This is a genomic window from Methylobacterium brachythecii, assembly GCF_014196345.1.
In the GTDB taxonomy this organism is placed as follows: Bacteria; Pseudomonadota; Alphaproteobacteria; order Rhizobiales; family Beijerinckiaceae; genus Methylobacterium; species Methylobacterium brachythecii.
In genome coordinates, this window is record NZ_JACIDN010000003.1 from 250075 (window position 1) to 275109 (window position 25035).

The window sequence follows — 25035 nt, forward strand, 5'->3', positions numbered from 1 at the left end:
ACGCCGCTGCGATCGATAAGGTTTGAACGAACGGCACCGTTCCCGATGGCGCACAGCGGCTTGAGAACGCAGGCCTTTCGCGTCAGCTCTCCCGTCGCGCTCATCGCGGGAAGACGGGTTCCCCATGAACCCGCCGCCTACTGACAGAGCCGGTACCCCGCCTTCCGCTCTCGCTGGTCGAGGTGCAGGTGATTTGCGTGATGCTCGTCGGAGCCCGGGCCGAGCACCGTGCTGAAAGCCTCGCAAGCCTTCTTCCGAACGTCGGCCACGAAAGCTGCTTCCTTCGAACCCTCAGGCGTCGTTCCGACGAGGATCGGGGTCCGCTTGGCGAAGGTGAAGCCCATCACGTCGACGGCATTCGCAAAGGAATGCTCGCTGAGTTGCGCCTCGACGCCATGGTTCTGTCCACGGCAGACATAGGTACCGCCAAGGGTGAAGCCTTTCAGCGGCTCACCGAACTCCCGGTCGGCGATCTGCTGCACCTCGGCCGTCCAACGCATCAGGCCCTCGGCGAGGCGGCAAGTCATGAGCGCGGGCGCTCCGATGCTGATGCCGCCCCCTAGCGCGCTCACGCTCAACGGGTGCGGCAGACTGCACTGTCCGTTCACGGTCGGCGCGAGCTTGGCATACGTCACGCCGAGCCCGTCGAGACGGCGCAGGCACTCCGTATCCTCGGGCACCGCTGGCGCGAGCTTGGCTGCCTCGTCCCCCGACAGCTCGGCCGGGCGCGCGGGCGGCAGCGGAGCTTCCTCCGGCAAACCGGATGGCGGGGCGAGATCGGGCGGAGGCGAGGCTTTCCCTGGCGCGGAGTTCGGCGATAGCTCGGCCGGGCGGCCGGGCGGCAGCGGAGGCTCTGCCACGCTCGGAGCGCAGGTCGGCAGATCCGGCGGCGATGGCGGCGCGACCTTGAGCTGAAGCGCCTGTGACAACTCGGGCGGCCGCGCCGGTGGCAATGGCATCGCCGGGCCTGTACCCGGCGGAGGCTCGATCCCGGGCGTCGAAAGCGTTGCAGGCGCTTCCGGAGCGGGAGTTCCGGACAGGCCCGGGGGGCGTTCCGGCGGCAGCGGGGGCGCGTCGATCGGCGGATTAAGGGGACGCTCGGCTGCCAGTCCTTCGGGCCGCGCCGGAGGCTCGGGCGGCGAGACGGAGACGGTCGGCACGCAGGTCGGCAGCGGAGACGGATCCGCCGCGACGGGACGCGACGCGAATACCAGGCCCACAAGCAGCAAGGACAGGACAGGGCCGCGGGGACGGTGCGAGTGCGGGCGCATCTGTGCTGTCCGATGATCGGCCGTCGCGCGGCAGCAGCGGCCGCAGAGCAGCGTTGATCGGTTCATTTGCCGAGCGCCGCTAGGGCAGGGACGTCACGGTCCGATCCTTTCGACCGGAGAGCCGGCTTTGCGCCCTGCCACCGGCCCACCTATCTTCGAACGGACAACCAGTGCCGATAACGAGAACGCCGATGACTGCCGAGACCCTGCACGAAACTCCTCCTGCCGCCGCGGGGAAAGGTGTGGGCTCCAATCCGTTCGACGACGCGCAGTGGTCAACGCCCTATAGTCTGGCACCGTTCGAGCGGATCGCGCCGGAGCATTTCGGGCCGGCCTTCGCGAGCGCCTTGGAGGCGCATCAGGCCGAGATCGCAGCGATCGCCGCTGACACCCGGGCACCGAGCTTCGATAACACCGTCGCCGCCATGGAGCGGGCCGGCGAGAGGCTCGACCGCGTCGCCTCGACCTTCTTCAACCTCACCGGCAGCCACACCAATCCCGCCCTGCAGGCGATCGAGCGCGAAGTCGGCCCCAAGCTCGCGCGCCATTCGAGCGCGATCTACCTCAATGCCGAGCTCTGGGGGCGGATCTCTCGGGTCGATGCCGACGCCGAAGCTCTCGGCGAGGAGGAGCGGCGTGTGCTCGACCGCTACCGCACGCGCTTTCGCCGCGCCGGCGCCGATCTCGGTCCCGAGGCCAAGATACGCGTCGCCGAGATCGCGAGCCGCATGGCCGAACTGGGCACGCGGTTCAGCCAGAACCTCCTGGCGGACGAGAGCGGCTTCATACTACCGCTCGACGGCGAGGACGATCTCGCCGGCCTGCCGCCATTCCTGCGTGAGGCGGCCGCCGAGGCCGCGGCCGAGCGCGGAGGTGCGCATGGCCATGTCGTTACCCTTTCACGGTCGCTGATCGATCCCTTCCTGGTCTTCTCGACCCGACGCGACCTGCGCGAGCGCGCCTACCAAGCCTGGACGCATCGCGGCGAGACCGGCGGCGAGACCGACAACCGCGCGATCATCGCCGAGATCGTCAAGCTGCGGGCCGAGCGGGCGCGGCTGCTCGGCTTCGACAGTTTCGCCCATTTCAAGCTCGACGACACGATGGCCGGCTCGCCCGATGCCGCCATGGACCTGCTCCGCGAGGTCTGGGCGCCTGCCCGGCAGCGCGCCTCGGACGAGCGCGACCGGCTCCAGGGTATCGTCCAGGCCGAGGGCGGCAACTTCGCGATCCAGGCGCATGACTGGCGCCACTATGCCGAGAAGCTGCGCCGCGCCGAGCACGATCTCGACGAGTCCGAAATCAAACCATACCTGCCGCTCGAAGGCATGATCCAGGCGGCCTTCGACACCGCCTCGCGGCTTTTCGGTCTGCGCTTCGAAGAGGTGCGCGATGTGCCGCGCTACCACCCCGACGTGCGCGCTTGGGCGGTGACGAATGCGGATGGCTCGGAGGTCGGGCTGTTCCTGGGCGACTATTTCGCCCGTGCCTCGAAGCGCTCGGGTGCCTGGATGAGCGCCTTCCGTTCGCAGGAACGCCTCGCCGGCGACGTGAAGCCGATCATCGTCAACGTGATGAACTTCGCCAAGGCACCCCGCGGCGAGCCGACGCTGCTCTCATTCGACGATGCCCGCACGCTGTTCCACGAATTCGGCCACGCCCTTCACGGGCTTCTGTCGGACGTGACCTATCCGCTGCTCGCCGGCACCGCCGTCTCCGGCGATTTCGTGGAATTGCCCTCGCAACTCTACGAACACTGGCTCGAACAGCCCGAGGTTCTGCGCCGGCACGCGCGCCACTACGGCACGGGCGAGCCGATGCCGGAGGAGTTGCTGAAGCGGTTGCTCGCCGCCCGCACCTTCAATCAGGGTTTCGCCACGGTGGAGTACACCTCCTCGGCTATCGTCGACATGACGCTGCACCTTTCGGCGGCCGGAGAAGACGGGCTCGACGTCCTCGCCTTCGAGGCGGACGCCCTGCAGCGCATCGCCATGCCGGCGGAGATCTCCATGCGGCACCGCTCGCCGCACTTCGCTCACATCTTCTCGGGTGAGGGCTACGCGGCCGGCTACTACAGCTACCTCTGGTCAGAAGTGCTCGATGCCGACGCCTTCGACGCATTCCGCGAGGCCGGCGACATCTTCGACCCGGAGACGGCGGCCCGGCTGCGCCGCTTCGTCTACGGCGCCGGCAACCTGCGCGACCCACGCGACGCCTACACGGCCTTCCGCGGCCGCCTGCCGAGCACCGGACCTTTGCTCAAGAAGCGGGGATTGGTGAAGGCGGCGTAGCCTCGACAATCGGGTCGTAGCACTGGCGGTAACCCTTCAGTAAACAAACGTGCTTAACCAATGCTTCCTGAGACAATCAGGATATTGGGCCATGACGGGATCGGTCGAGAGCGCGAAGGTCGAGGACAAGACGGCCGGCGCGACCAAGTCTTCGCCCGCCGAACTCCTCAAGAAGGCCGTGGCCGGACTATCCGAGCCGAAGCCCGAAATCGCGCCCGCCGTCGCGACATCGATGCCGTCCCCGACGGCCGCGAAACGCTGGATGTTGCCCGTCGACGGCCGGCTCGCCACCGTCGCGACGGTGGCGCTGGTCGTCGGAACCGCCTTCGGCATGATGGCGGCACCGCGGGAGCGTTCGGGGGAAGCCCTCGGCCGGATCGAGGCCACGCTGGAGGCCAACCGTTCGGAAGCCGGCCGCCTGAAAACCGAAATCGCCCATCTCTCGACCGTGCTCGGCACCCTGCGCGAGACCACGACCGCCGCACGCACCGACATCAAGACCATCGCGCCGAGTCTCACCGACCGGGTCGCGCGCCTTGAACAGGGTCTCGACAAGAAGCTCGCGGCTCTGAGCGAGCGCGTCGCTCGCGCCGAGCGGGAGCAACCGGCGCCGGCTGCCGCCATCGAGAAGCGTCCCGCCGCCCCCATCGCAGCGGCGCCGACGACCAGCACGGCCTCCGCGGCCTCGACCCCGAAGGCCGAACCGACCCAGACCGGCAGCATCGCGGATGCGAAGCCCAAGACCGAAACGGTGGAAGCCTGGGCTCTGCGCGACGTCTATGACGGCGTCGCTATGCTCGAAGACCGCAAGCGCCGCCTGCTCGAAGTCGCTCGCGGCGACACGGTGCCGGGCGTCGGGCGTGTCGAGGCCATCGAGCGCCGCGGCCGCAATTGGGTGGTCGTGACCAAGCAGGGCATCATCACCCCACAGACCTGGTGAGTCGATCAGGCGATGTGATCGGCCGGCTGCACCCGAGCACGATCGGACCGCGCAGACGCCGCAGGTTTCGGCGCCTCGGCGAGCGCGCCAGCGCGAGACAAGCGCTCAAGCCCTCGCGCCCGCGCCTCTGCTTTCGCCTCGGGCGTCGCGTACAGGACCGATGCGAGCAGCGCCGCTCCGTCGAAGTCGGTGTCGAGCGTCTTGGTGTCGAACAGCGGCATCTTCGCCTCCCGACCCTGGGGCCGAGCCAGTCCGGCCGTCGGGCAAAAAAGCTCGGCCGTACAGTCGCAACAGGATTGCGCGAATAAAGTTCCGCGAAGTCCTCGTCGTTAACCGTAATTTCACCACTGCATCGCGGGGGCGCTTTTTGCAGTGCGAATGCGCACCTCGACGTCGCCGCGAAGATCAGTTCGCCGGTTCCAGGGATTTTCTACACGGCGCCCGGACTGCGGCCCGACCGCGCAGATGGCCAGCGAGCCGACATTAGCCCTTCCTTCACCAATCCCGACGAATGATGGCGCGCTGGACGACGTCGCCTCGGGCGCGCCTCCGGCCTGTCGAGACCAGCGAGAGCCTCCGCATCATGCGTCGTGTCCCGAGCCCATCCGAGCGAAGCGTGCGCGCCGGCCTGCGCCTTTTGGCCGGAGGCCTCATGCTGGCTGCGGGCCTCGCCGCGGCGGGCGGGAGTCAGGCGGCCGGCGGCCTGGCCGATTCCGACGTCATCTCCGTGATGGTCGACAATGCGAAGGTGGTTCGGCTGCCGGAGCAGACGGCCACGGTCGTCGTCGGCAACCCGGCCATCGCCGACGTCACCTCGCGGCCGGGCGGCGTGGCGATCCTGACCGGCAAGAGCCTCGGCACGACCAACCTGATCGCGCTCGACTCGAAGGGCACGCTGATCACCGAGGCGTCGATCACCGTTCAGGCGCCCATGACCTCCATCGTCTCCGTGCAGCGCGGAGTTGCAGGCCGCAATTCCTACATCTGCGCCCCACGCTGCCAGCCGGCTGCGGTGCTCGGCGACAACAAGGACTGGTTCGACGATGTCAGCGGGCAGGCCGACAGGCGGAGCCAACTGGCCTCGGGCGCCTCGATCCCGCTGACTGCACCCGGTGGTGCCGGCGGCCAGGCTCCCGCAGGACGCTGACGCTCGCCGACGTCGTCGTGAGCGCAGCCAGTCTCATTCGAACTGCCCACGCCGCCGCCGGCCGCGCAGGGTCTCAGATCGTCTGATTGTAGGCCCCGATGCCTTCGTTCTCGCGAAGGATGCCATCGACGGCCTTGAACATCTCGTGGAGGCGCGCCTCTGAGACCGGGCTCTCGATCACCACCACGAGTTCCGGCTTGTTGGAGGAGGCGCGCACCAGACCCCAGGTGCCGTCCTCGGTGGAGACGCGCACGCCGTTGACGGTGACGAGATCGGTAATCTTGGCGCCCCCCACCGTCTCGCCGGCCTCTTTCATGGCCTGGAAGCGCTGGGTCACCTTCTCGACGACGCCGTACTTCACTTCGTCGTCGCAATGCGGCGACATGGTCGGCGAGCCCCAAGTCTTCGGCAACGCCCGGTAGAGGTCGGCCATCGACTTGTCGGGGTTGCGATCGAGCATCTCGATGACCGCGATCGCCGTGAGAAGACCGTCGTCGTAGCCCTGGCCGATCGGCTCGTTGAAGAAGAAGTGCCCGGACTTCTCGAAGCCAGCCAGCGCGCCGAGCTCGTTCACACGGCGCTTGATGTAGGAATGCCCGGTCTTCCAGTAATCGGCCTTCACCGCCTGCGCCTGCAACTCGGGATCGGTGTTGTAGAGGCCGGTCGACTTCACATCGACGACGAAGGTCGCGCCGGGATGCAGCTTCGACAGGTCGCGGGCAAGCATCACGCCGATCTTGTCGGCGAAGATCTCCTCGCCCTCGTTGTCGACCACGCCGCAACGGTCACCGTCACCGTCGAAGCCGAGGCCGACATCAGCGCCATGCTCCTTCACCGCATGCGCGATGGCATGGAGCATCTCCATGTCCTCGGGGTTCGGGTTGTAGCGCGGGAAGGTGTAGTCGGGCGTCACATCAAGCGGCACCACTTCGACGCCGAGCGATTCGAGCAGCTTCGGCGCGAAGGCACCCGCCGTGCCATTGCCGCAGGCCGCGACCACCTTGAGCTTGCGGGTGATGGGCTTGGCGCGTGCCTTGAGGTCGGCGAGGTAGGTGTCGAGGAAGCCCTCTACGAACTCGTAGGAGCCACCGTCGCGGTACTGGAAGGTGCCGCCGCAGACGATTTCTTTGAGACGGCCCATCTCGTCGGGACCAAAGGTCATTGGGCGGTTGGCGCCCATCTTCACGCCGGTCCAGCCATTGTCGTTATGCGAGGCGGTCACCATCGCCACGCAGGGACAATCGAGGGCGAACTGGCCGAAATAAGCCATGGGCGAAAGGGCGAGGCCGACATCCTTCACCCGCAGACCCGCCGCCTGCATACCGGCGATGAGGGCGAGCTTGATCGAGGACGAGTAGGAGCGGAAGTCGTGGCCCGTGACGATGTCCGGCCGCACGCCCATCTCGTGCACCAGCGTGCCGATGCCGAGCCCGAGGGCCTGCACGCCCATCAGGTTGATCTCCTTCGGGAAGAGCCAGCGCGCGTCGTATTCCCGGAAGCCGGTCGGCTTCACCAGCGGAAACTGCTCGAACTCGAAGGTGTTCGGGGTCAGCGAGGCGTGCGGCTTGGGGAACATCGCGGGCCTTTATGAAGCAAACTGGTGGCTGGCCTCATCGCACTTAGAGAGGCGGTCCAGCAAGGGAAGTTGCCCTGCGATCCATAGGTGTTGGAAGATTTTCCGCCGAGGCGGCGCTACTGCGTGTCGAGCCCAAGGAAAAGGCCGCCGGTTACGCCGGCGGCCTCGATCACCAATCAACGCGGCTCGACCTATTTCTTGCCGTCCTTCTTGTCCTCACCGGTGGCCTTCGCTGCCGCTGCGCCGCCCGACGGCGCTGTCGTGGCGGTCGCATCGCCTTCGCGCTTCTCGTAGCCGGCTGCATTCGGCGGCCCCTTCATCTTGCCGTCTTCTGCCTTCATGGCGGGCGTGCCGGTCGGCGGTGCCGCCGCCTTGTCTTCGGCATAGGCCGCGCCAGTCAGCACCAGCGATGTCAAGAGGGCGAGGGATAGGCGTTTCATGACGTTCCTCCTTTGGGTTGGGCAAGAAACGCAAGTTTCAGCGATCATGTTCCAAATAAACTTGGTATCGAACGGCATAGTTTCGTTCACATTTATCCCAGTTTAATTTTAGCATGGTCTGGATTTAATCCGCCTCGCGCGCCTATTATTTTTATTGTTCTACCGCGAAGCGCTCGCGGCCATGGTCGAAGATGCCATTGCGGCAAAGCTTCGCGGCGAGCTCACCGGATTGCCTTCCGGGGCCGTCACCTGTATGAGCCTGCTCGCGTCCCCCGACACCCTTGGAGGCAGGGACGCACTGGGTTCGAGTTCGGGCCGTCCGCTTCGGGCGGCCTTTGTCGTTCCCGATCATGCAATCGAAAAGGATCACGCCATGAGCGCAGTAAAGCCGCTTGAGGCCGTGGCACGCGACCGGGCCGGCAAGGGGGCCGCCCGGGCCGTTCGTCGCCAAGGCCAAGTGCCCGCCGTCATCTACGGTGGAGGCCAAGCCCCGCAGTCGATCGCCATCGACCTCATCCGCACCCGCACGCTGATCTATGCCGGCGGTTTCAAGACCACCGTGTTCGAGATCAATGCCGGCGGCAAGAAGACCCGCGCGATCCCGCGCGACTTCCAGCTCGACCCGGTGTCCGGCGTGCCGCTGCATGTCGACTTCCTGCGCATCGTCGCCGGCCAGACCGTGACCGTCGCGGTTCCGGTGCACTTCCTCAACGAAGAGGCGGCTCCTGGCATCAAGAAGACCGGCGGCACGCTCAACATCGTTCACCACACGCTCGAGCTCACCGTTGCTCCGGACCAGATCCCTGAGGCGATCGAGGTCGATCTCACCGGCCGTGAGGTCGGCGACGTGATCCACGTTTCCGACATCAAGATCCCCGCCGGCACCTATACGGGTGACGCTGGCGAGCCGGTCGCCAACATCGTGCCGCCGACCGTTCTCGGCGCCGAGGTCGAGGCCGAGGAGGCTGCTCTGGCCGAGGCTCAGTCTGCCGAGTCTTCCGAGGAGAAGGCCGAGGCCGAGGCCGAAGCCGGCGAGTCCAAGGACGAAGAGAAGTCCGACAAGGAGTGATCGGCCGGGGCTTTCGGCCCCGTCCGTTTCCTTCAACACAATCGGCTCCGGCTCCATCGGCCGGGGCCTTTTCTTTATCTCGACGGGGCGGCCATGCGGCTCATCGTTGGTTTGGGCAATCCGGGCGCCCGCTACGCGAAGAACCGGCACAATATCGGCTTCCTGGCGATCGACGAGATCGCCCGCGTGCACCGCGCCAGCCCGTTCCGGCGCCGCTTCCAGGGCGAGGCGGCAGAGGTCGTGCTCGGCACCGAGCGCGCCATCCTGCTCAAGCCCCAGACCTTCATGAACGAGTCCGGTCGCTCGGTCGGCGAAGCGCAGCGCTTTTACAAGGTCGCGCTGGAGGACGTGATCGTGCTCCATGACGAGCTCGACCTTGCCCCCGCCAAGCTCCGCGTGAAGAAGGGTGGTGGCAATGCAGGGCACAACGGTTTGCGCTCGATCACGGCCTGCTGCGGGAACGAGTACCGCCGCATCCGCCTCGGCATCGGCCATCCCGGGGACAAGGCGCTGGTCCATGCCTTCGTCCTCAACGATTTCGGCAAGTCGGAAGAGCCCTGGGTCGAAGACCTCTGTCGTGCGGTGGCCGACAATGCCCCACTCGTCGCGGCCGGCGAGAACGAGAGTTTCCAGAACAAGGTCCACCTCGCCATGGTCGGCCGCGGCTGGACCGATCCGAAGCCGCCGGGCAAGGACTCGAAGGCGCAGGGTTGACCCGACGTCTCAAAGAACGTTTTCGAGCAGCCAGGACGGCGCTCGCTGCAGGAACAGGTGATCCATGGGCTTCAAATGCGGCATTGTCGGGCTGCCGAACGTCGGTAAGTCGACCCTTTTCAACGCGCTGACGCAGACCGCCGCTGCGCAGGCCGCGAACTATCCGTTCTGCACCATCGAGCCGAATGTCGGCGACGTGGCCGTGCCCGATCCGCGCCTCGATGACCTCGCCAAGATCGCGACCTCGAAGGAGATCATCCCGACTCGGCTGACCTTCGTCGACATCGCCGGCCTCGTGCGCGGCGCCTCGAAGGGGGAGGGGCTCGGCAACCAGTTCCTCGCCAACATCCGCGAATGCGATGCCATCGCCCATGTCGTCCGTTGCTTCGACGACGGTGACGTCACCCATGTCGAGGGCAAGGTCGATCCGAACGCCGATATCGAGACCATCGAGACCGAGCTGATGCTCGCCGATCTCGAAAGCCTTGAGAAGCGTGTCGTCGCGCTCGAGAAGCGCGCCCGCGGCAACGACAAGGAGGCCAAGGAATTCCTCGACCTCGTTAACCGCACGCTGCCGCTGCTGCGCGACGGCAAGCCGGCCCGTGTCGTCGAGCGCAAGCCCGAGGAAGAGTTCCTGTTCCGGCAGCTCGGCCTGCTGACGGCCAAGCCCGTGCTCTACGTCTGTAACGTCGACGAGGGCGATGCCGACAAGGGGAACGCGTACTCCGAAAAGGTCTTCGCACGCGCCAAGGAGGAGAACGCCGTTGCGGTCGTTGTCTCCGCCAAGATCGAGAGCGAGATCGCGGTGATGGCGAAGGCCGACCAGGGCGACTTCCTTGAGGCGGTCGGCCTCGCCGAGCCCGGCCTGAATCGTGTGATCCGAGCCGGCTACGACCTCCTCGGCCTGATCACCTACTTCACTGCAGGCCCGAAGGAGGCCCGCGCCTGGACCATTACCAAAGGCACCCGCGCACCCGGCGCCGCCGGCGTGATCCACTCGGATTTCGAAAAGGGCTTCATCCGGGCCGAGACCATCGCGTTCAAGGACTACACCAGCCTCAACGGCGAGGCCGGCGCGCGCGATGCCGGTAAGCTCCGGCTGGAGGGCAAGGAATACGTCGTGCAGGATGGCGACGTGCTGCATTTCCGCTTCGCCAACTGAGGTGGAGTTCAGCTGGCTTCAGCGGCGGCCACCGTTGCGGGACCGTCGGAAGCCCGATGTGGGCCTCGATACTGCGCGGATAGGGGGAGCGGCCGCATATGCCCCGGCATTTGGCACAGCTCCCCGACGAGTCCTTCCACGTTCGAGCAATTACGCAGCAATACTCGCGCTGCATTTTTGGTTGAGACACTAATCAGCCTGATACAGCGCAACCATACCTACGCTGGAAATGCCTATGGCATGTGCACTACGGCGTGAGAGATCAATGACATAGGGTCGCCTTGCATTGGTTTTCTGATTGGTGCGATCGGTAATGCGCACGACGACGGCTCGACCGTTGGTTTTGTTGACGACCGTGACCCTGGTCCCGAATGGCAGAGAATGATGGGCCGCGGTCAGTCCATTGGGGTTGTACGGTTCGCCGCTCGCCGTTCGGCCGGGGTGCTCGTAATATGTGGCACGCCCGCTGCTGATCTGACGCCCTCGACTACGCGATACTGTCGTCGCCGTGGCCTCGGACTTAGTCGAGCCCGTCGCCTTGGGATCACCTGTCGGAATCATCGACTGCACTTCGGGAAATGCGAATGTCGGCGGGCGCTGCGTGTTTGCAGTGGTCTGTGCCGAGACGCTTGGTGCGATCGACAGTGAAACGATCGTCACTACTCCAAAGGTCAAGCTTTCAAAGATATGCCTTCGCGCAAACTTCATCACTGCACGTATCCTCAAATCAATGAATGATTTGACGAATGGATAAATTTCATATTCGTTCCAATATGCACGCGAAAGCTTGTGGATACAGAGTTCGAGACTGCTCGCCGCGCCAGGGTCCAATTATATCCGTGTGATGAACCGATCAGACGCGCGCAAGAGGAATCCGGCGCGTTCTGAGAGTGGCCGGCCGGCACCGGCGCGTGCTAGCCGGGAGGCCAATCCCATCCACGATCCGGCCTACGATGCGGTTCCATCATTTCGAAGACCTCGAACCCGGCCAGGAATTCACCGGAGGCCCCATCACGGCGACGCGCGAGGCGATGATCGCCTTCGCCCGTGAATTCGATCCGCAACCCTTCCACCTCGACGAGACGGCGGCGAAGGCGACCTTCGTCGGCACGCTGATCGGTTCCGGCTGGCAAACTGCGTCCTACGGCATGCGCCTGCTCGCCGAAGGACTGATGCTCCAATCCAGCTCGATGGGGTCGCCGGGGATCGACGAGCTGCGTTGGCTGAAGCCCGTCCTGCCCGGCGACGAGCTCAGCGCCACGATCCGCGTCGAGGAAACGCGCCCCTCCACCTCGAAGCCCGACCGCGGCTTCGCCAGGTTCAAGCTGACGATCACCGACGGAAAGGGCGAACCGGTGATGACGCAGGCCTTCGGCGCCATGTTCGCACGGCGCGGCCACACGCCCCCGCCTCGCAGCGTCGTGTTCGAGGAACCGTCCGAGCCGGTGCCGGAGGCTGACGACGCCGTCCTGCTACCGTTCCTGGGAGCGGCCGAAATTGGTGCCGTGCGCGACCTCGGCCGGTACCGTTTCGAGCCCGACGCCATCATGGCCTTCGCCAAGGCCTACGATCCGCAGGTGTTCTACACCGATGCCGAAGCGGCGCGGGAGACCCATTTCGGTGGCCTCTGCGCTTCGGGCTGGCACACCGCCGCCGTCTGGATGAAGCGACTGCACGCGACCTGGGCGCGCGACATGAAGCTCACCGCGCGGCACGGCCCCGTGCCGCAGCTCGGCCCATCGCCGGGCTTCAGGAACATGCGCTGGCTACGCCCGGTCTATGCCGGCGACACGCTCCGCTACGCCACCAAGCTCGTCGGCGCCCGCGCCTCGACCTCGCGGCCGGGCTGGGGGCTCGCTCATCATCACAACACTGCGGATAACCAGAGGGGCGAGCCAGTTTTCGAGTTCACCGGATCGGTTTTTTGGCAGTGGTCGGCCTGATTGGCCCCCACGGCTAATCGGCGCGGCAAGTCGATCGTTGTGAAAAAGGACTTGGCTCAAACGAGATGCGGGCATATACCTGTTTCATGTCTTCCGATGGACCTTGCCTGTGCAGTTCGCTCCGCCGCATCACTCGCTCGGTGACGGCGACCTATGACGCGGCGCTCAAGCCCGTGGACCTGCGCATCACGCAGTTCTCGGTCCTGCGGACACTCTCGCGACTCGGTCCCGTCTCTGTGACGCGGCTCGCGGCCGAGACGGCCCTCGATCGCTCGACCATGGGCCGCAACCTCGATCCACTGGAGCGGCGCGGACTCGTCCGGCTCGAGGTCGGCGAGGCCGATCAACGCGAGCGCGTCGTGCACCTCACGGCGGCCGGCACCGCGGCCATCGACAGCGCCATGCCGTATTGGCGCGAGGCCCAAGGCCGCGTTGCCGATGCGATGGGACCGTCCACCTTCGACGATGTCGCCGAAAGGCTGTCTGCGCTTCAGCGAGTCTAAACCTCTTATTTTGCCCAGAAACGGGTATGCACCCGTAAGGAGAAACCCATGCCCCTCGCACGCATCGATCTGGTCGAAGGCAAGTCCGCCGACTACCGCCGCACCATCGGCGACGTCGTCTACGAGGCGATCGTTTCGGCGCTCGGCGCGCCGAAAGACGACCGCTTCCAGATCATCACCGAGCACCCGGCTGCCGATCTGATCATCGACCCGACCTATCTAGGCATCCAGCGCACGCCGGACTGCGTCGTGATCCAGCTCACGCTCAACGGTGGGCGCACGCTGGAGAAGAAGCAGGCCTTCTACAAGCAGGTCGCCGACGGCCTGAACGAGCGCCTCGGCCTTCGCCGCGAGGACGTGTTCATCAGCCTCGTCGAGGTGCTGAAGGAGAATTGGTCCTTCGGCAACGGCGAGGCGCAATACGCCTAGAGCCACTGGCCCTCATTCCGGGTCTCGCCAGAGGCGAGACCCGGAATCCACCCAAGATGCAACGCTCATCGTCGCGCCCGGTCGTGGATTGCACGCCTCTGGCGCGCTCCTCAGGGGTCGGGTTCAGCTGCGCGGCTCCGGAACGACCGTGGCGCTTTGCCGGCGCTCACGGCCACCACGAACGACTCGATTCAGGACGTCATGTCTGCACCTCCGACCACTTCGACAGGCATGAGCCGCATCCACTACGCCTGGATCGTTGCCGGCATCACCTTCGTGGTGCTGTTGGTCGGGGCCGGTGTGCGCGCGACGCCCGGCATCATGATCGTGCCGTTGGAGCGCGAGTTCGGCTGGTCGACCGCCACGATCAGCGTGGCTATTGCGGTCAACATCTTCCTGTACGGAATGATCGGCCCGTTCGCGGTGGCGATAATCGAGCGCTTCGGGTTGCGGCGCTCGGTCTGCGCGGCGCTCCTCGTGCTCGCGGTGGGGACCGCCTCCACCGTCTGGATGAGCGCGCCCTGGCAGATGCTGCTGCTCTGGGGCATCGTGGTCGGCTCGGGCTCGGGCATGGTCGCCAACGTGCTCGGCGCGACTGTGGCGAACCGCTGGTTCTCGCGCCATCGCGGGCTGGTGCTCGGCCTGCTCACCGCGAGCAGCGCCACGGGGCAACTCGTCTTCCTGCCGATGTTGGCGAGCCTCGCCGTCGGCCAGGGTTGGCGCGCCGTCTCGCTCGCCGTCGCCGCGGCAGCCCTGGCGCTCGCGCCGCTCGCCCTGCTCCTGCTGCGTGATCGCCCGTCCGATCTCGGCCTGCCGCGCTACGGCGAGGAGCAGCTTCAGCCGCGCGCCATCGGCGGCGTGAACCCGGCGAAGCGTGCCCTGCTCGGCCTCGCCACGGGCCTGCGCTCGAAGGATTTCTGGCTTCTGGCCGGTACCTTCTTCGTCTGCGGTGCGTCGACCAACGGCCTCGTCGGCACGCATCTCATCCCGGCCTGCATCGACCACGGCATCCCGGAGGTGACCGCCGCCGGCCTGCTGGCACTGATGGGCCTCTGCGATCTCGTAGGAACCACCGCTTCCGGCTGGCTCACCGACCGCTTCGACAGCCGCAAGCTGCTCGCCTGGTACTATGCCCTGCGTGGTCTCTCGCTGATCTTCCTGCCCTATTCGTTCGACGTCAGCTTCTATGGGCTGTCGCTGTTCGCCGTGTTCTACGGCCTCGACTGGATCGCCACCGTTCCGCCGACGGTCAACCTCGCCGGCCGCGTCTTCGGCGAGGAGAATGCCGCGCTGATGTTCGGCTGGATCGCCGCCGCGCACCAGATCGGCGCAGCCGGGGCAGCGTGGCTCGCGGGTCTCGTCCGCACCAATTCCGGCGACTACTTCGCGGCCTTCGTGTCAGCCGGCCTGTTGTGCCTCGTGGCGGCATTGATGGCGCTGTTCGTGCGGACCGAACGGGCGGATGCCGAACCCGTCGCGGCGGACCCGTATCCGGCGGCCGCATAGAGACGAGCGTGAGCTAGAAAAAGAGCGATCGCCCCTGCATCCGATCGACCCCGTCGTGGCTAGCGCTTCCGATGCCGCCTTCCCGGCAGATGGAGACGACCATGCGACTGAGCATCATCGCCGCGACCCTGGTGGCCGGCACCTGCCTCGGACATACCGCTCGCGCCGACACCGTCGCAGCCCTCGTCGGCGACGCGATGCTGGCGCATGTCGATACGGCCGCGAAGAAAGTCACCAAGACGGTAACGATCACGGGAATCGGTGGCAGCGTGCTGGGCATCGACGTGCGGCCGGCCGACGGCATGCTGTACGCCGTCATCTCCGACGGCAGCATCGTCACGATCGACCCGATGTCGGGCAAGGCAACGGCCAAATCGAAGCTCGACACCATGCTCCCCGCCGGCACCGCGGCGACGGTCGATTTCAACCCCGTCGCCGACCGCCTGCGCGTAATCGGCTCGGACGGCACGAACCTCCGCGCCAATGTCGACGACGGCAAGGTGACGAAGGACGGACAGCTCAAGTTCGCCGAGACCGACACGATGAAGGACAAGACTCCGAAGGTGATGGCCGGCGCCTACACCAACGCCTTCAAAGGCACCAAGGAGACCGCCCTGTTCGACATCGATGCAACCGGCGCGCTGCTGAAGCAGGCTCCGCCGAACGACGGCATCCTGAACACCGTCGGCATGCTCGGCATGTCCGGTGAGGCCGTGGCCTTCGACATCCTGTCCGACGGCCAGGGCGGCAATCAGGCCTGGGCCATGGCCGGCGACACGCTCTACAAGGTGGACCTCGCCACCGGAAAGGGCGAGATGGCGGGCAAGATCGCCGGCGTCACCGGCACGGTGCGCGACATCGCGATCCTGCCCAAGATGTAGTCTCGCTCCACTGACGCGGGGCCGGCCGGATGGCCGGACCCGCCGATCTCCGGGAGGATCATGGAGCCGTTCGATCACGCCTCCGCGCTGGAGGGCTGCGCCCGCGGGGACGCAGCCTCCCTGCGCCGCCTGTACGACCAGGAGGCCGGTTTTCTCCTTGCCGTCGCGCTGAGGATCGTGCGGAGGCGCGAGGTCGCGGCCGACGTGCTGCACGATGCCGTCATGGATATCTGGGAGCGCGCCCACACCTTCGATCGCAGCCGCGGCGCGGGGCGCGCCTGGATCACCAGCATCGTGCGTCACCGGGCGCTCAAACACGTCCGCGCCGCTGGCCGCGAGACGGACCTCGATCCGGAGGCCGGGGCACGGATCGCGGACGAGGCGCCCGACCCATTCGTTGCCCTCGCCGCCTCGCAGGAAGGCGCGCGCCTGCACGGCTGCCTGTCGCAGCTCGACGCCGACAAGCGGCAGGTGATCCTGCTCGCCTATGTCCACGGACTGTCGCAATCTGAGATCGCCGAGCGGCTTGGGACACCGCTTGGGACCGTGAAGGCGTGGGTCCGCCGCAGCCTCATCGCCTTGAAGGATTGCCTGTCATGATCCCGAGCGAGCCCGAAGACCGCGACGTCCTCGCGGGGGAATACGTACTGGGGCTGCTCGACTCCGACGCGACGGCCGAGGTGGAGCGCAACCTCGACTCGGATGCCGACCTCGCCCGTCGGGTCACCTTCTGGGAGGAGAGGTTGCTGCCCGTCTCGGCCGCTCTCGGAACAGCGGAAGTCCACTCGGACCAATGGGCGCGGATCGAGCGGGATCTGGCGACACGTCGGCAGGCTCTCGGCCGCACCTCGACATTGCCGCCAGCACGGCCGCGACCAGCGATTTGGAGCGCCGCATGGCGCAGCCCCGCTGTCTGGCGGGCAACGACGGCCCTCGCCACGGCGGCCGCGATTGTGCTCGCGATCCTTCCGAACCGAGTATCCGCGCCGGCCGAGAGTCCGACGCGCTATTTCGCGATCCTGCATAGCCGTGATGCCGCCGGGCAAGAGAGCGGCCCGGGCTGGCTCATCCAGATCGCCCAGAACGGCACGCTGCGCTCCTTGCCCCTATCCGACGTCACGCCCGGCAGTGGGCGCTCGCTGCAGCTTTGGACCCTGTGGGATCAGGCGCGTGGCCCGGTCTCCCTCGGTGTGCTGCCCCCAGGCGGAGCGATCCGGCTGCCACCGGAGCGCCTCGAATCCATCGGCGACGGCCAGCTCTTCGAAATCACTCTGGAGCCAGAAGCCGGCTCGCCAATCGGGCGGCCGACGGGCCGGATCCTGTTCATCGGCCGAGCCAAGGGCGCAGCGATGCAGTCTCTCTGAGGTTCGAGCTTACACGGTGGCGAACGTGACGAGCGCCGCAACCGACACGGCGCCGACCGTCAGAGCCAGCGCGACGCCCGGCCACCAGCCACGCCACGCGCATGCCATCACCGGCAGCACGAAGACCACCATCAGGACCGTGGTGACGCCCGCGAAATCGGCGCTGAGAACGCGGGTGGTGTGCCCGGACTTTGAAAGCACCGCCACGATCAAGCTCATGAGCCAGATGAAGCCGGCGACCGATCCGAACGCCAAGATGGCCGATCGGACGCTTCCGCGTCCGCGAGGTATCAGGATGTGCATCGTCGGCACCGTCCCATCGTGGGGGCCGACTCGAAGGGCCGGCATTGCGACGCTGATCGCAAACGACGGCTGGGCAGACTGTGATTTATCGCACGCTCGCGGCACGAGGGACGGTCAGGCCGCGCGCCGACGCTCCGGGTAGAGCGATAGCAGCCCTTCCGTGCTCGGCTCCGCCACGCCTCGCTCCGTGATGATGCCCGTCACCAACCTTGCCGGCGTCACGTCGAAAGCCGGGTTGGCCACCGGGCTGCCCGGCGAGACTACCTGCACGGTGGCGAAGTCGCCCTCGTCGGTGCGGCCGGTGAGGTGGGTGACCTCGCGGCCGTCGCGCTCCTCGATCGGGATCTCGGCGACACCGTCGTTCAAGGTCCAGTCGATCGTCGAGAAGGGCAGGGCGGCGTAGAACGGCACGCGGTTATCGTGCGCGGCGAGGGCCTTCAGATAGGTGCCGATCTTGTTGCAGACGTCGCCGGAGGCCGTGGTGCGGTCCGAGCCGACGATGCAGATGTCGACCTCGCCGTGCTGCAAGAGATGGCCGCCGGCATTGTCGGCGATCACGGTGTGCGGCACGCCGTGAGCGTTGAGCTCGAAGGCTGTGAGCGCAGCGCCCTGGTTGCGCGGCCGGGTCTCGTCCACCCAGACATGGATCGGGACACCCGCATCGTGGGCCACGTAGATCGGCGCCAGGGCCGTGCCCCAGTCGACGGTGGCGAGCCAGCCGGCATTGCAATGGGTCAGCACGTTGACCGGTCCGGACTTGCGGGCGGCGATGTCGGAGAGGAGGCGGGCGCCGTGCTCGCCGATGGAACGGCAATTGGCCGCGTCCTCGTCGGCGATGCGGGACGCCTCTGTGAAGGCGACAGCCTCCCTTTCCGCCTCGGGGGTGGCACGTAGCAGGGCTGCAGTGCGGTCGAGGGCCCAACGCAGGTTGATCGCTGTCGGCCGGGTCGCGGCCAGCGTCGCAGCAGCCCGCTCGATGCTCGCAGTCGAGGCATCCTCGCGCATCGCTAGGGCCAGCCCGTAAGCCGCGGTGACGCCGATCAGCGGCGCACCGCGCACCACCATGGTGCGGATCGCCCGCGCGGCGTCGCCCACCGTAGCGAGGCGCTGCAACTCGAAGGCGAAGGGCAGACGGGTCTGGTCGATCACCAGAACGGCGCCGCCATCGGCATCCGGAAAGATCGTGCGGTAGTGCCGGCCGTTGATCTTCATGCCTCGATACACCCTGCGCAATTTACGGTGGAGCGACGTTACCGTGGCCGCCGCGTGCTCTATGATACCGTTCGGCCGTCTGCTTGACTGTGGACGGCCGCGTCTACCCATGCCGCTTCACGTCAAATTGCGGCATTCTGCTGATGACCACGAGCGGTCGTAGGGGAGTTTCGCCATGTCGGATCATCTCGAAGACGTAAAGAAATACGCCAAAGCCCCTGTCAACGAGAAGGCGGTCGAAGGTCTCGCAAAGACCTACCGGCTGGTGCTGTCGAAGGCCGATTCCCGTTATGTCGCAGCCTCCGACAAGGCGGAGCTGGAGACGGTCCGCAAGAACTTCCTTGAGAAGAAGCTTGGTCTGTCCGGTGACGACCTTGATGCCTCGATCAAGGCGGTCGCGGAGAAGATGAAGGGCTCGCGCAGCAAGTCCCGCCTGACCTTCTACTACCTGCTCGCCGAGCATTACGGGAAGCTCGACACGTTCGCCTGAGCGGCGGACGAGCCCAAGCGCTCACGTTGCGCCTCGGCGTGAGCGATCTCGATCATTGGATGACGTCCGGCTTTTTGCGCTCGGGCGTCAGGTAGCGGTCAGCTAAAGCCGCGAAGGTCCTCCTGCCCCGCTTTGCGAGCCAGTCAGGAGTCCCTATGCCCGCGATCCAGAGCGCCGTCCCCCCGACCGGGCGCGATGCACCGCCATTGCCGCCGGCCGAAGGCGCGACCGCCTTTCGGGCCTCCGTCGCGCGCACCACGCCGCCCAAGGACGAATACAAGAAGGCCGGTCCCGATACCCAGGCTCCGGAGGGCTTCAAGATCGTGGGGCCCGAGGGCGAGGTCGCCCCCGGCACGATCCGGTACGAGGCGCAGGACGGCGCCAAGGTGGTCGTCGCGCGTGAGGACAACCCGGATCTCTACGACAAGGCAGTCGCGGCGCGTGGCTACATCCAGGGCGTCAACGAAAGCCTCGATGTGGGCTATCGCCTCGCCGGAGCGACCGAGAGACCGCAGGATTCCGACATCGCCATCGTCGGCTCGCCGACCGAACTCGCCCCCGGTCTGATCCGCTACCAGACGCCCGAGGGCGAGAAGATCCTCGTCGAACGAACCGGCAACGAGGCGCTCTACAACCAGGTCAGCGACCGCTACGACACGCTGACGGAGCCGAATCTCGAGAAACGCCGCAAGGATGCAGGCCTGCCGAGCCTCGGCGAGACCGACACCTCGTCCGCCGAAACCTCGGTGCAGCGCAAGGAGGACGATCCCGCGGCCGGCAAGTTCACGGTCTCGGAACTCGCCGTGAAGACCCTCTACGACGATTACAGCAAGGGCGTCGACGACGGCTCGATCCCGAAGGACGATCCGCGCGCCAAGCTGGTCCGCGCGCTCGAGGCCAAGACGGCCTACGAGGATGGGCGCCAGATCACGCCGTATATCGAGGATACCGGCGGCATCGAGACCCTGTTCGGCGGCACCTATCGGCGGGCCAGCGAAAAGCCTGAGACGCTCACCGGTGCCGACATGCGGGACGTGATCAACGGCCATGCCCTCGACACCGCGACGAACGACCTCTTCGCCAACGAGCAGATCGGTGCCGATTACAGCGCCCACCTCAAGGACGCGGTCGGCCAGGTGCCGGACCACGACAAGCTCGTCGATCGGGCGCGCGACCTCGTCACCAGCCCCGAATACGCCTGCTACATCGAGGGGCTGAAGAGCGACGGCCTCACCCGCGAGGCGCAGACCGACGTGACGCGCACGCTCGCCTCGCTGTCGAGCGTTGACCCGGAGGCCGCCGACAAGGCCGCGCAGGAGCTCCAGGTCAACTCGCTGACGCTCGAATATAACCGGCTCATGGCCGATCCGAGCCAGATCTCGGACGCGGCCAAGACCCAGGCCACCACCGATGTGATGGAGCTCGTGAAGAAGTCGGTCCAGGCCGGCGTCAACATTCCGCGCCGGACGATCGACACCATCGACAAGTACTACAAGTCGATCAAGGACGAGCCCGGCAAGATCAAGCAGCTCCAGGCGACGCTGGAATCCCTCAACGGCGAGAACGTTGAGGGGCGCCAGTTCACGCAGGACCAGCTCGACCGGGCGATGCGCAACGCCCACGTGCCGGTCGCCGAGCAGGGCGGGCTCACGGGCTTTCTCGGTGAGATGAACAAGGCCGGCGTCCTCGGCTCGACGGCCGCGACCGTGCAGATGGTCTCAGGCGTTTACCACCTGACGAAGACCGGCCTCGACGGCAGCTGGGAACAGAACCTCGCGATCGCCAAGGATTTTGTGGGCGGTTTCTTGGGCGGCGGCAAGAACTTCATCAAGCTCGGCGGCGCCATTGCCGATGTCATGGGCAAGCCCGGCACGATCGATGCGCTCGGTCTCGACAAGTCGCTGCCTGAGATCTGGAGCAAGGGCGGCACGGTCGGCCGAGAGCTGCCCGGCGGCGCGAACCGCCCGGCGGCCGGTCCGCCGGTCCTGCCTGAGACCGCTCAAGTCGCCGACGCGTTCTCGCGCGAGATGGGCCAGATCATCAACGGCGTACCGGCCACGAACCTTCCGGAGGGGACGAGAGGCGTCGCCGACGCGGTCACGGGCAATCTCGACGAGGCGGCCCGCGGCGCCGGGATCGCCAGCGATGCCGCGACCCCGTCCGGCATCTCCAAAGGCGCCAGGATCGCCGGATCGGCCGTGAAGGTGCTGGGCAATCTCGCCGACGGTTTCGGCGGCATCGCCGACCTGGTGCTCGGGGGCGTGTCCCTCGACAAGGCGATCAAGGCCGGCGACGGCGACGGCAAGGTCGCTCCTTCGCTGCAGATCGTGAGCGGCGGCCTCACCGCCCTCGCAGCCGGGGCGGAGGGCATCGCGCTGGCAGGCGGATCCGCCGCGATCTCTGCCGGGGTCGGGGCGGCCTTCGGAGCGATCGCGGCGCCGCTATTCCTCGGGGCGGCGGTCATCGGCGGCATCGGCCTGATCGTCGGCGAGGTGCTGGCCCACAAGAAGGTGCAGAAAGCCACCGACGAGGAAGGCCAGTGGTTCAAGGACCTCGCCTATGACGGCCTGATGCAGGGCGATTGGGGCGACAAGCTCGAATACGCCCGATACTCGTTCTATAAGAACGAGGGCCGCGACGCGCCGCAGGACCAGACCTTCTTCCAGTTCCAGGCCAAGGAGTGGGAGCATTTCCGCACCACCCCCCAGGAGGACGGAAGCTCCCTGAACCGGCTCGATGGCGCGCTGCACATCGATTCGGACCCCGCTCACTGGTGAGCGGGGTACTTCTCAGAAGGTGACCGGCCGCACGCGCTTCACCTGCGGGATCGCCTCGATCCGGCGCAGCACGTCGGCCGGCACCGGCGCATCGACCGCGACGAAGGCGATGGCGTTGCCGCCCTCTTCGTCGCGGCCGAGGCTGAATGTGCCGATATTGACGCCGGCCTCGCCGAGCACGCTGCCGAAGGCGCCGATGAAGCCCGGGCGGTCGTGGTTGCGCACGTAGAGCATGTGCGGGGCGAGCGCCGCGTCCATCTCGATGCTGCGGATCTCGACGATGCGCGGCTTGCCATCATGGAAGACGGTACCGGCGGCATCCCGCGGCATGTCTTCGGCATCCACCGTGATGCGGATCAACGACTCGTAGTCGCTGACACCGCCCTCGCGCTTGACCTCGTCGATGACGATGCCGCGGTCCTTCGCGATGACCGGTGCCGAGACCATGTTGATGTCCTGCAGGAACGGCCGCAGCACGCCCGTCACCGCAGCCGAGGTCAGGGCGCGCGTATTCATGTCCGCGACCGCTCCCTCGTAGGTGATGCGGATACCCTTGATCGGCGCCTCAGTGAGCTGGCCGAGGAACGAGCCGAGCTTTTCCGCGAGAGCCACGAAGGGCTTGAGGCGCGGGGCTTCCTCTGCGGAGATCGACGGGAAGTTGACCGCGTTCGAGATCGCGCCGGAGAGCAGGTAGTCGGACATCTGCTCGGCGACCTGCAGGGCGACGTTCTCCTGGGCCTCGGAAGTCGAGGCGCCGAGATGCGGCGTGCAGATCACGTTGGGGTGGCCGAAGAGCGCGTTCTCGGTCGCCGGCTCCGTGACGAACACGTCGAAGGCCGCACCGGCCACATGGCCGGAATCGAGCGCCGCGCGCAGGGCCTGCTCGTCGACGAGGCCGCCGCGGGCGCAGTTGACGATGCGGACGCCGCGCTTGGTCTTGGCGAGGTTTTCTTCCGATAGGATGTTGCGGGTCTTGTCCGTCATCGGCACGTGCAGCGTGATGATGTCGGCGCGGGCCAGGAGCTGGTCGAGCTCGACCTTCTCGACGCCGAGCGCCACGGCGCGCTCCGGCGAGAGGAAGGGATCGTAGGCGATCACCTTCAGCTTCAGGCCGATGGCGCGCTCGGCGACGTTCGCGCCGATATTGCCGCAGCCGATGAGACCGAGCGTCTTGGCCGTCAGCTCGATGCCCATGAAGCGGTTCTTCTCCCACTTGCCGGCCTGGGTGGACACGTCGGCCTGCGGGATCTGTCGAGCGAGCGCGAACATCATGGCGATGGCGTGCTCGGCCGTCGTGATCGAGTTGCCGAAAGGGGTGTTCATCACGATCACGCCCTTGGCGGTGGCCGCCGGCACGTCGACGTTGTCGACGCCGATGCCGGCGCGGCCGATCACCTTGAGGTTCTTGGCCTCGGCGAGCAGCTTGGCCGTCGCCTTGGTGTTCGAGCGGATGGCGAGGCCGTCATAGTTGGCGATGATCGCCGCGAGGCCGTCTTTGTCCTTGCCGAGGTTCGGCTGGAAATCGACCTCGATGCCCCGATCGCGAAAGATCTGGACGGCGGCGTCGGAGAGGGCGTCGGAAATGAGAACGCGTGGAGCGGGCATGGTGGCCTCCGGCTCTTGAGAATGGATGTGGCAGACGCACCCGCGCGAACCCCCTCCCCTCCGCGGGAGAGGGTCTCCCTCGCGTATGCGAGGGTCGGGAGAGGGGTGCGATTTGTCCGGAGAGGGCGTTCCCCTCTCCCACCTCGCATTCGCGAAGCACCCTCTCCCGCAAAGGGGGGAGGGTATTGCGCTATGCGGCAGCCGCCGACAACGCCGCCTTCTCCTGAGCGAAGGCCCAGTCGAGCCACGGCGTCAGCGCATCGAGATCCGAGGCCTCAACGGTGGCTCCGCACCAGATGCGTAGGCCGGGAGGCGCGTCGCGATAGGCGCCGAGATCGTATGCGACGCCCTGCTTGTCGAGCCGGTCGACGATGCCCTTGGCGACCTTTGCGACCACCGCGTCGCCCTTGGCGAGCACGTCGGGATCGGAAATCACCAGGCAGACGCCCGTGTTCGTGTAGGTCGCCGGGTCCTTGGCGAGATGATCGATCCAGGGCGTACGCGCCACCCAGTCGTGCAGCACCTTCGCATTGGCGTCCGCGCGCGCATGGAGTGCGTCGAGGCCGCCGATCGACTGTCCCCATTTCAGCGTGTCGAGGTAATCCTCCACCGCGAGCATCGAAGGCGTGTTGATCGTGTCACCCTGGAAGATGCCCTCGATGAGCTTGCCGCCCTTGGTCATGCGGAAGATCTTCGGCAGCGGCCATGCCGGCACGTTGCTCTCGATGCGCGCGACGGCGCGCGGCGAGAGGATCAGCATGCCGTGCGCAGCCTCGCCGCCCATCACCTTCTGCCAGGAGTAGGTGACCACATCGAGCTTGTCCCACGGCAGCGGCATCGCGAAGACGGCCGAGGTCGCGTCGCAGATGGTGACGCCCTCACGGTCGTCGGCAATCCAGTCGGCATGTGGGATGCGCACGCCGGCCGTGGTGCCGTTCCAGGTGAACACGATGTCGTTGTGCCGCGTGTCGATCGCGTCGAGCGCCGGCAGCACGCCGTGCTCTGTGGTGCGGACGATCGGGTCGATCTTGAGCTGCTTGAGCGCGTCGGTGACCCATTCGGCCCCGAAGGAATCCCAAGCCATCACCTCGACGGGCTTCGGGCCGAGCATCGACCACATCGCCATCTCGACGGCGCCGGTATCGGAGGCGGGGACGATGCCGATGCGGTAGTCGGCCGGCACGCGCAGAACTTGACGCGTCAGCTCGATGGCCTCGCGAAGCTTGGCCTTGCCTGGTACGGATCTGTGAGAGCGCCCGAGGGCAGCGCCGGAGAGGGCGTCGAGGGTCCAGCCGGGGCGCTTGGCAGTGGGTCCAGAAGAGAAATTAGGCACGCGCGGGCGCGTGTTGGGCAGGTCTGTCATGTCAATCCATCCTTACAGATGGGCGCCTCCCGTTGGGGGGAGGTGTCCC

24 protein-coding genes are annotated in these 25035 nt (G+C 66.7%); 15 read left to right on the forward strand and 9 right to left on the reverse strand.

Annotated features, from left to right (window positions below; all coding sequences use genetic code 11):
- Positions 1-137: 137 nt before the first annotated feature.
- Positions 138-959, reverse strand: a complete 822-nt coding sequence (locus tag GGR33_RS08850) for an extensin-like domain-containing protein (protein ID WP_183504101.1) — start codon at positions 957-959, stop codon at positions 138-140.
- Positions 960-1462: 503 nt separating this feature from the next.
- Here GGR33_RS08850 and GGR33_RS08855 point away from each other — a divergent pair.
- Both GGR33_RS08855 and GGR33_RS08860 read left to right on the forward strand, forming a co-directional pair.
- Positions 1463-3562: a M3 family metallopeptidase gene (locus GGR33_RS08855; RefSeq protein ID WP_183504103.1), complete on the forward strand. Its 2100-nt coding sequence runs from the start codon at positions 1463-1465 to the stop codon at positions 3560-3562.
- 91 nt (positions 3563-3653) lie between these two features.
- Complete coding sequence (locus GGR33_RS08860) at positions 3654-4502, forward strand: hypothetical protein (RefSeq protein ID WP_183504105.1); 849 nt, start codon at positions 3654-3656, stop codon at positions 4500-4502.
- Between the two features lie 5 nt (positions 4503-4507).
- Here the strand turns inward: GGR33_RS08860 and GGR33_RS08865 are convergent, their stop codons facing one another.
- Positions 4508-4723, reverse strand: coding sequence for a hypothetical protein (locus tag GGR33_RS08865; protein ID WP_183504107.1), 216 nt, complete (start codon positions 4721-4723; stop codon positions 4508-4510).
- Between the two features lie 362 nt (positions 4724-5085).
- Here GGR33_RS08865 and GGR33_RS08870 point away from each other — a divergent pair, with 362 nt between their 5' ends.
- Positions 5086-5649, forward strand: coding sequence for a pilus assembly protein N-terminal domain-containing protein (locus GGR33_RS08870; protein ID WP_246412924.1), 564 nt, complete (start codon positions 5086-5088; stop codon positions 5647-5649).
- 73 nt (positions 5650-5722) lie between these two features.
- Here the strand turns inward: GGR33_RS08870 and GGR33_RS08875 are convergent, their stop codons facing one another.
- Together GGR33_RS08875 and GGR33_RS08880 are read right to left on the reverse strand one after the other, a co-directional pair.
- Positions 5723-7225, reverse strand: coding sequence for a phosphomannomutase/phosphoglucomutase (locus GGR33_RS08875; protein WP_183504109.1), 1503 nt, complete (start codon positions 7223-7225; stop codon positions 5723-5725).
- 191 nt (positions 7226-7416) lie between these two features.
- Positions 7417-7665: a hypothetical protein gene (locus GGR33_RS08880; protein WP_183504111.1), complete on the reverse strand. Its 249-nt coding sequence runs from the start codon at positions 7663-7665 to the stop codon at positions 7417-7419.
- Between the two features lie 373 nt (positions 7666-8038).
- Between GGR33_RS08880 and GGR33_RS08885 the strand changes: the two genes are divergently transcribed.
- The 3 genes from GGR33_RS08885 (at position 8039) to ychF (ending at position 10610) form a co-directional block, all read left to right on the forward strand.
- The gene (locus GGR33_RS08885) at positions 8039-8734 is read left to right on the forward strand and encodes a 50S ribosomal protein L25/general stress protein Ctc (RefSeq protein WP_183504113.1); all 696 of its coding nucleotides are present in this window, start codon (positions 8039-8041) and stop codon (positions 8732-8734) included.
- A gap of 93 nt (positions 8735-8827) precedes the next feature.
- Entirely contained in the window at positions 8828-9448 is a 621-nt protein-coding gene (gene pth, locus GGR33_RS08890) for an aminoacyl-tRNA hydrolase (protein ID WP_183504115.1), read from the forward strand.
- Between the two features lie 64 nt (positions 9449-9512).
- Positions 9513-10610: a redox-regulated ATPase YchF gene (ychF, locus tag GGR33_RS08895; protein ID WP_183504117.1), complete on the forward strand. Its 1098-nt coding sequence runs from the start codon at positions 9513-9515 to the stop codon at positions 10608-10610.
- A 189-nt stretch (positions 10611-10799) separates the two neighbouring features.
- Here ychF and GGR33_RS26520 read toward each other — a convergent pair whose 3' ends face one another.
- Positions 10800-11441 carry a septal ring lytic transglycosylase RlpA family protein gene (locus GGR33_RS26520; protein ID WP_425488758.1) on the reverse strand — a complete coding sequence of 214 codons (642 nt, stop codon included), beginning with the start codon at positions 11439-11441 and terminating at the stop codon, positions 10800-10802.
- 122 nt (positions 11442-11563) lie between these two features.
- Between GGR33_RS26520 and GGR33_RS08905 the strand changes: the two genes are divergently transcribed.
- The 7 genes from GGR33_RS08905 (at position 11564) to GGR33_RS08935 (ending at position 17236) form a co-directional block, all read left to right on the forward strand.
- A complete protein-coding gene (locus GGR33_RS08905; RefSeq protein WP_183504119.1) occupies positions 11564-12553 on the forward strand; it encodes a MaoC family dehydratase in 990 nt (329 codons plus the stop codon).
- Between the two features lie 86 nt (positions 12554-12639).
- Positions 12640-13056 (forward strand): MarR family winged helix-turn-helix transcriptional regulator, encoded by a 417-nt coding sequence (locus tag GGR33_RS08910; protein WP_183504121.1) that lies wholly within the window; start codon positions 12640-12642, stop codon positions 13054-13056.
- A 48-nt stretch (positions 13057-13104) separates the two neighbouring features.
- Entirely contained in the window at positions 13105-13485 is a 381-nt protein-coding gene (locus tag GGR33_RS08915; protein ID WP_183504123.1) for a tautomerase family protein, read from the forward strand.
- A gap of 231 nt (positions 13486-13716) precedes the next feature.
- Positions 13717-14991 carry an MFS transporter gene (locus GGR33_RS08920; RefSeq protein WP_246412925.1) on the forward strand — a complete coding sequence of 425 codons (1275 nt, stop codon included), beginning with the start codon at positions 13717-13719 and terminating at the stop codon, positions 14989-14991.
- A gap of 101 nt (positions 14992-15092) precedes the next feature.
- Positions 15093-15872, forward strand: a complete 780-nt coding sequence (locus GGR33_RS08925; protein ID WP_246412926.1) for a DUF4394 domain-containing protein — start codon at positions 15093-15095, stop codon at positions 15870-15872.
- A gap of 60 nt (positions 15873-15932) precedes the next feature.
- A complete protein-coding gene (locus GGR33_RS08930) occupies positions 15933-16472 on the forward strand; it encodes a sigma-70 family RNA polymerase sigma factor (protein WP_183504127.1) in 540 nt (179 codons plus the stop codon).
- Positions 16469-17236: an anti-sigma factor gene (locus GGR33_RS08935; protein WP_183504129.1), complete on the forward strand. Its 768-nt coding sequence runs from the start codon at positions 16469-16471 to the stop codon at positions 17234-17236. The genes GGR33_RS08930 and GGR33_RS08935 overlap by 4 nt, the downstream gene beginning before the upstream one ends.
- Positions 17237-17245: 9 nt before the next feature.
- Here GGR33_RS08935 and GGR33_RS08940 read toward each other — a convergent pair whose 3' ends face one another.
- Together GGR33_RS08940 and mtnA are read right to left on the reverse strand one after the other, a co-directional pair.
- Positions 17246-17491, reverse strand: coding sequence for a hypothetical protein (locus tag GGR33_RS08940; protein WP_183504131.1), 246 nt, complete (start codon positions 17489-17491; stop codon positions 17246-17248).
- A 162-nt stretch (positions 17492-17653) separates the two neighbouring features.
- Positions 17654-18751: an S-methyl-5-thioribose-1-phosphate isomerase gene (gene mtnA / locus GGR33_RS08945; protein WP_183504133.1), complete on the reverse strand. Its 1098-nt coding sequence runs from the start codon at positions 18749-18751 to the stop codon at positions 17654-17656.
- 175 nt (positions 18752-18926) lie between these two features.
- Between mtnA and GGR33_RS08950 the strand changes: the two genes are divergently transcribed.
- On the forward strand, positions 18927-19241 hold the full coding sequence (locus GGR33_RS08950) for a DUF2853 family protein (protein WP_183504135.1): 315 nt from the start codon (positions 18927-18929) through the stop codon (positions 19239-19241).
- A 155-nt stretch (positions 19242-19396) separates the two neighbouring features.
- Complete coding sequence (locus GGR33_RS08955) at positions 19397-22018, forward strand: hypothetical protein (RefSeq protein ID WP_183504137.1); 2622 nt, start codon at positions 19397-19399, stop codon at positions 22016-22018.
- Positions 22019-22030: 12 nt separating this feature from the next.
- On the opposite strand, the gene serA is transcribed toward GGR33_RS08955, so the two are convergent.
- The gene (gene serA / locus GGR33_RS08960) at positions 22031-23623 is read right to left on the reverse strand and encodes a phosphoglycerate dehydrogenase (protein ID WP_183504139.1); all 1593 of its coding nucleotides are present in this window, start codon (positions 23621-23623) and stop codon (positions 22031-22033) included.
- A 190-nt stretch (positions 23624-23813) separates the two neighbouring features.
- Complete coding sequence (locus GGR33_RS08965) at positions 23814-24986, reverse strand: phosphoserine transaminase (RefSeq protein WP_183504141.1); 1173 nt, start codon at positions 24984-24986, stop codon at positions 23814-23816.
- Between the last annotated feature and the right edge of the window lie 49 nt (positions 24987-25035).